Source organism: Morganella sp. HSTU-ASny43, from assembly GCF_022819185.1.
GTDB lineage: Bacteria > Pseudomonadota > Gammaproteobacteria > Enterobacterales > Enterobacteriaceae > Morganella > Morganella morganii.
The window spans coordinates 1-807 of record NZ_WSPG01000078.1 but is presented as its reverse complement, the minus strand read 5'-3'; the positions used below and the strand labels follow the sequence as shown (position 1 = coordinate 807).

At 51.2% G+C, this 807-nt stretch carries 2 protein-coding genes and 1 pseudogene; all 3 read right to left on the bottom strand.

Features of this window, described 5'->3' with window-relative positions:
- Positions 1-281: pseudogene (locus GN208_RS17830) on the bottom strand (phage tail protein); the annotation flags it as partial.
- Positions 282-340: 59 nt separating this feature from the next.
- Positions 341-676, bottom strand: a complete 336-nt coding sequence (locus GN208_RS17825; protein ID WP_096875116.1) for a hypothetical protein — start codon at positions 674-676, stop codon at positions 341-343.
- On the bottom strand, positions 673-807 hold a 135-nt coding region (locus tag GN208_RS17820), incomplete at its 5' end, for an HK97-gp10 family putative phage morphogenesis protein (RefSeq protein WP_347881006.1). The genes GN208_RS17820 and GN208_RS17825, both read right to left, overlap by 4 nt.

The following is an 807-nucleotide window of genomic DNA, read 5'->3' as shown; positions in this document are numbered from 1 at the left end:
TCTTTGTCATAGGCAGTACGCAGAACTTCCTGACCTTCATCCGGTGACCAGTTACCGGAGATCGTGATTTCCCCCGGAGAGGCCAGCCCGTTGGTCATTTCCTGCTCCGTTGAGCACAGGGTTGTGACATCAATATCCGACTTCTGCCCACCGGTATAACTGATCTCTTTGGCCGCACAGGCCAGCGGCAGAAATTCTGCGGATGCGGGGTTCACTTCTGTTGCAGGCAGCTTTGAAATACTGATTTTCGTGCCCTGCGTTTTTTCATATTTGCTCGGCATGATTATTTTCCTGTAAGCATAAAAAAAGCTGCCGCAGCAGCTTGTTGTTCAAGATTACGTTATTGCCAGACCTGACACTCCAGCGTGGCCCGGTAAAGCGAGGTATCCGCTTCATAGCCCTGCTTTTCTGTAAACTCTGACGGTGAAAGCGGAGAAACAGCAGCAACAGACAGTTCACGGATCCGGCGGGCTTCATCGATGGTTTTTGCATACACATCAACCTGGATATTGGTCATTGTCTCAGCACGACCGCACAGCACATCGCCGCCGGTATCATAGAGTGAAAAAACACACCACGGCGGCTGAATTTTGGGTTCATCCTGCGGAGCCACATACGGAAAAACCCTGCCCGGCAGCACCGGGTCAAGCAAAGAAAACAAATCAGATTCTTTCATCCGCTCAGCACCTTATCGATAGCCTGACTGAGTTTGCTCAGCGCCAGATCCGCTGCCTCATCCGCTTTACCGTCAAATGCCGGACGGATAAACGGTTGTGGTGCCATTTTGGATGTGCCGTTTTCCAGAAA